General features: G+C 39.5%; 5 protein-coding genes and 1 other annotated feature. Of the genes, 3 read left to right on the top strand and 2 right to left on the bottom strand.

All coding sequences use genetic code 11. The features are described 5' to 3' along the window. The first annotated feature begins 54 nt into the window (after window positions 1-54). The 3 genes from pepT (at window position 55) to RTK36_RS03665 (ending at window position 3,685) form a co-directional block, all read left to right on the top strand. The gene (pepT, locus tag RTK36_RS03675) at window positions 55-1,284 is read left to right on the top strand and encodes a peptidase T (protein WP_312044455.1); all 1,230 of its coding nucleotides are present in this window, start codon (window positions 55-57) and stop codon (window positions 1,282-1,284) included. 19 nt (window positions 1,285-1,303) lie between these two features. Further along, window positions 1,304-1,526, top strand: a binding site (T-box leader). 78 nt (window positions 1,527-1,604) lie between these two features. Next, on the top strand, window positions 1,605-2,834 hold the full coding sequence (gene tyrS, locus RTK36_RS03670) for a tyrosine--tRNA ligase (protein WP_331654946.1): 1,230 nt from the start codon (window positions 1,605-1,607) through the stop codon (window positions 2,832-2,834). Between the two features lie 272 nt (window positions 2,835-3,106). Then, a complete protein-coding gene (locus RTK36_RS03665; RefSeq protein ID WP_312044451.1) occupies window positions 3,107-3,685 on the top strand; it encodes a DJ-1/PfpI family protein in 579 nt (192 codons plus the stop codon). Between the two features lie 132 nt (window positions 3,686-3,817). Here the strand turns inward: RTK36_RS03665 and xerD are convergent, their stop codons facing one another. Continuing rightward, window positions 3,818-4,702 (bottom strand): site-specific tyrosine recombinase XerD, encoded by an 885-nt coding sequence (gene xerD / locus RTK36_RS03660; protein WP_312044449.1) that lies wholly within the window; start codon window positions 4,700-4,702, stop codon window positions 3,818-3,820. Window positions 4,703-4,856: 154 nt separating this feature from the next. Further along, on the bottom strand, window positions 4,857-5,478 hold a 622-nt coding region (locus RTK36_RS03655), incomplete at its 5' end, for a stage II sporulation protein M (RefSeq protein WP_312044447.1).

Raw genomic sequence — 5,478 nt, 5'->3', positions numbered from 1 at the left:
TAATTTGATAGGAAAATAGCAATCAAGCATTAATACCAAGGAGGAAATGAATCCATGAAAACTGTTACCCAACGCCTTTTAACTTACGTTAAACATAATACAACCTCAGATTTTAATTCTGCAACCTTTCCCAGCACACGTACACAACTACATTTTGCTGATTACTTGGCAAAAGAGTGCAGAGAAATCGGTCTTGCAGATATAACCGTGGATCAAAATGGCTATGTCATGGCAACACTACCTGCAAACGTCCTCGGTGCACCTGTAATCGGTTTTATCGCACACATGGACACAAGCCCTGATGCAAAAGGGGATGGCATCATGCCTAATATAGTAGAACAATACGATGGAGGGAATATTCCTTTAAATAATATTAGTATTTCCCCTGAGGAATTTCCCATACTACAAAATTATATTGGAGATACTTTAATCACATCCGATGGAACTACCCTTCTGGGCGCAGATGATAAAGCTGGTATTGCAGAGATTCTTACTGCTATGGACTATTTAAAAAGACATCCCGAGATACCCCACGGCAAAATTCGAATTGCATTTACTCCAGATGAAGAAATCGGACGAGGTGTTGATTACTTTAATGTAGAAGACTTCGGCGCGGATTTCGCTTACACCGTTGATGGTGGAGAGTTAGGGGAACTTCAATATGAAAACTTTAACGCTGCCCGTGCTGTCATTCATATATCAGGAAAAAATGTGCACCCTGGCACAGCAAAAAACATAATGATTAATGCCACCCTCTTAGGAACGGAAATAGCCACATTACTTCCCGAAAAAGAAATTCCTGCAAAAACAGAAGGATATGAGGGCTTTTTTCATCTTTGTTCCTTCCAAGGCACAGTTTCCTCTGCTACCCTTACCTATATCATAAGGGATTTTGATAATAATACCTTTGAGCACCGCAAAAATATGCTTCAAATGATTGTTGACAGAAAGAAAAATCAATACCCCAATACCATTAGCTTAGAAATTCGGGATGAGTACTATAATATGTCATCCTGTATTGCGGAGCATATGTCTATTGTAGGATTAGCAAAAGAAGCTATGGAAGTCTGTGGTGTAACACCAATTATCCGCCCAATAAGAGGTGGTACTGACGGCGCAAGGCTATCTTATATGTCCTTGCCATGCCCTAACCTATTTACGGGTGGCCATAACTTCCATGGTCCGTATGAGTTTATTCCTGTTTCTTCTATGAATAAAGCTGTAAAGACCATTATTAAAATCGCAGAGATGGGAAGAAACCTTGACTTTAAAAAAAAGGTATGATAGAATATCGCCATATTGAATATCAGCGTTGATTGAGATATATGGGCAAAACTGGTTACAGCCGCAGAGAGCAGCTTGTTTGGTGAAAAAGCTGCAGTACAGTATTTGTAAATTACGCCTCATGAGCTTTGTGCAGGGAATGGCACAGCGGTTGCTCTCCGTTATTTGAGTCGGAAGATGTTTGTCTTTTTGTCTTGATAAACATAAATTAAGGTGGTACCACGGGTTCTCTCGTCCTTTCGGCGATAGAGCCCTTTTGTTTTGTCCATAATAATAGTAACCAACACCGAAAAAATGAAAAAAAGATAAGGAGAATGAAAATGAATGCCTATGAAGTTTTAAAAGAACGTGGTTTTATTGAACAATTAACCCACGAAGATGAAATTAAAAACCTTTTCCAAAAAGGTGATGTAACCTTTTATATCGGTATTGACCCCACTGCTGATAGCCTACATGTAGGACACTTTCTTACTGTTATGGCAATGGCACATATGCAGCAATGCGGCAATCGCCCTATTTGCTTAATGGGCGGTGGAACAGGCATGATTGGTGATCCTTCCGGCAAGGCCGATATGCGTAAAATGATGACCGTAGAAACCATCGACAATAATGTTGCATGTATCAAAAAACAGTTATCCCGCTTCATCAATTTTGATAATGACAGTGCAATCATCGTTAACAATGCTGACTGGCTGAGAAATCTCAATTATATTGAATTCCTGCGTGATGTTGGTGTTCATTTCTCCGTAAATCGTATGCTGACTGCTGACTGCTTTAAGGTTCGTATGGATAAGGATGCTGGTCTTTCTTTTTTGGAATTCAACTATATGATTATGCAGGCATACGATTTCCTGGAATTGCATGAACGCCATGACTGTATTATGCAGTTAGGTGGTAATGATCAATGGTCAAACATCATTGCTGGTGTTGAGCTGATCCGTCGCAAATTGAGTAAGCCGGCTTATGGCATGACCTTTAAATTGCTTACAAACAGCGAAGGCATCAAAATGGGGAAAACCGTGAGTGGCGCAGTTTGGCTAGATCCGGAAAAAACAACCCCCTATGAATTTTACCAGTACTGGAGAAATATTGGCGATAAGGATGTTGAAAAATGCTTGGCACTGCTCACCTTCCTTCCCATGGAAGAAGTGCGCCGACTTGGTGCATTACAAGGCAGTGAAATCAATCAGGCAAAAGAAGTCTTGGCTTTTGAATTGACAAACATCGTTCATGGCGAAGATGAGGCTACAAAAGCACAAGAAGCAGCACGTGCTCTTTTTGGAAAAGGAGCTGTTGCAGGTTCTGTTCCTACAACAGAATTGTCTGCGGCTGTTTTTGCCGAAGGTATGGATATTTTAACCCTTCTTACTACCACCGGTGTAGTACCCTCTCGCTCTGAGGGAAGACGTGCCGTGCAACAGGGCGGCGTCAAAGTTGCAGATCAAGCAATTACCGATGTGGATTTTAAAGTCACAGAAAATTTATTTACAGATGGAAAGCTTTTATTACAAAAAGGAAAGAAAGTTTTTCATAATGTGGTATTAAAATAATGATCTTATTTCGTGAATAGATAAGTTAAATCAGATTTAAGGAGTTGCTAAAAGCAACTCCTTTTTTTGTGCCTTTATTATTTGAAAAATCAAATCAAATTTTACTCCGTGACATAAAACGACCCACATTTTCAGTAAACTGCAACAAAAAAGCATGGGGTTTTTCTTGATTTTTCCAACAAATAGCATTATACTATACTAAATAACACAAGTCCTTTTATTCGTAATGTACAGCGAAATGCTGTTCCAATTAAAACAAAGGAGGAATTTTTATGGCAAAAAAAGTGTTACTATTAGCAGGCGACTACACTGAGGATTATGAAACAATGGTACCTTTTCAGACCTTGCAGGTTCTGGGATACCAAGTGGATGCAGTTTGCCCCGACAAAAAAGCTGGGGATATCATCCGTACAGCAATCCATGATTTTGAAGGGGATCAAACCTATTCTGAAAAAAGAGGCCATAATTTTGCTTTAACCGCCGATTTTGATGCAGTAAACACAGCTGATTATGAAGGTTTATTTATCACTGGCGGCCGTTCTCCCGAATACTTAAGATTAAATGCTCGTGTCATTGAAATAGTGCAAGAATTTTTCGCTGCAAATAAACCTGTAGCAGCAATCTGCCATGGCCCTCAATTATTGGCAGCCGCAAATGTTTTAAAAGGAAAAAAAGCTACTGCATATCCCGCTGTCGGCCCGGATATTACTCTGGCAGGCGGTGAGTATGTTTCAGTGGATGTTGATAAAGCAGTAGTTGACGGTAATTTGGTTACTTCACCTGCTTGGCCTGGGGATTCTGCAATTCTGATTGAATTCGCAAAACTCATGGGTGCAAAAATTGAAATCTAATTTTGTTTAGCATAAAAAGAACCCTCCATAGTGCTCTGACCATGGAGGGTTTTCTATCCAATAATACTACATTTCATTCACCTTAAAAGGGTTTCCTTTGAACAGCACCCTTTAAAACACCTTATGTTCTACCTAAGCCCTAGGGTGTGCTTTGGCATAAACACTTTTCAATTTTTGGTTCGTTAGCTTAACATATATCTGAGTGGAGGAAATATCCGAATGTCCCAACATTTCCTGTACAGATTTTAAATCTGCGCCATTTTCAATCAAATGCGCAGCAAAGGAATGCCTTAGCATATGGGGTGTAATTTCTTCATCAATGCCAGCTTTTTTTGCATAGCATTTTATAATTTTCCAGAATCCCTGTCTCGTCATTGGTTTTCCGTTGCAATTCACAAAAAGTATCTCCTCGTCATCTGCCAGAATCATTCTGCTACGACCTTTTTCAATATATTTTCTCAATGCCGCTTTTGCCTGGCTACCAATAGGTATAATGCGACTCTTTCTTTCAGTCCCACAACGTATGTATTCCAAGGCTAAATTGACATCGGAAACACGCAAAGATATCAATTCGGAAACACGAATCCCTGTGGCATAAAGCAACTCAAGCATTGCTTTATCACGAATTCCTTTTGGGTCAACACCTTGTGGTTGCTCCAATAATTGTTCAACCTTGTCCAAAGTAAGAATTCCCGGCATCTTTTTTTCAATTTTAGGCAACTCTAAATTCGCCGCAGGATTGTCCGTTATTTCCCCCTGCCTAATCAGATAATTATAAAAAGCACGTATTGAAGCAATATTCCTAGATACAGTTGCCCCCGCTTTTTTTTTGCTTTGCAGTTCATAAATGTATGACATGACATTTGTATAATTCACCTTCAATGCATCACTCACACCACATACCTGCATAAATGCGGTAAAACCTCTCAGATCTCTTATGTATGAAAGCACTGTATTCTCAGATGAGTGCTTATCATTCCTGAGGTAGCTCGCAAATTCATTTACTGCTCGTTCCATGCCCAAGACCCCTTTTTATCATGTATGTCTAATTATACTTAGTTTTCAGAGGGTTGTCACTATTTTTTGTAAAAAAAACCAATTATCGTTATTTTTTCCCTTCAGCTCGTTGCTATCTGATGAAATAGTACACAAATATCTTACTTTTCTTTGTTTATAACGGGTATAAAGCCACTTCAATCCCAGCTCCAATGGCAATTAAAATTACCGATGCAGCGAATAATAAGCAATACTCCGTTTGCTTTCTTCTTCGTTCCCGCTTTAATCCTCTTTTGCCCTTTCCCTCATTCCAAGTCAAAAGATAATAAATCGCCGTACACATGATAAAAATATATGCAGGGATTAAAACAACATTTTGGGGTAATAGTGTAATCATAGCACTCCATACACCCTTAAAACCATAAGTGACCATCATCATTGCCGAAGCGAAACCCAAAGAAATACTGCGAAGCAAGAAGGCCATGCCTGAGAGAAATAAACCCAGTTGAAGCCATCCTCCCAGCCAAATAATAATATCATACTTCAGGTATTTCCAAAAAGTTGCGGTAAAACTGCCTGTCTGCTGTATTTCTATAGCATTGCGAACTACCCCCGACAGCTCCGTTTTTGCTTCGGTGCCCATCAAGTTCGCTGCGATTGCGCCTCCCATCACACCAAACAAAAAAGAAAGACAAACGATAAAAATTATCTTTTGTCCTCTTTTATCTAACCAAGTTTTTCGTTTTACCATAAATGCCATCCTCCTCTCGCAATCCTCTGCTAACAGGATATGGCTC

This window comes from Anaerotignum sp., assembly GCF_031981185.1.
In the GTDB taxonomy this organism is placed as follows: Bacteria; Bacillota; Clostridia; order Lachnospirales; family Anaerotignaceae; genus Chakrabartyella.
This window is presented reverse-complemented; position numbering and strand designations above follow the sequence as displayed.

Coding starts and splice junctions, on each gene's coding strand:
- pepT (WP_312044455.1), top strand. CDS start 55: ATGAAAACTGTTACCCAACGCCTTTTAACTTACGTTAAACATAATACA.
- tyrS (WP_331654946.1), top strand. CDS start 1,605: ATGAATGCCTATGAAGTTTTAAAAGAACGTGGTTTTATTGAACAATTA.
- RTK36_RS03665 (WP_312044451.1), top strand. CDS start 3,107: ATGGCAAAAAAAGTGTTACTATTAGCAGGCGACTACACTGAGGATTAT.
- xerD (WP_312044449.1), bottom strand. CDS start 4,702: ATGGAACGAGCAGTAAATGAATTTGCGAGCTACCTCAGGAATGATAAG.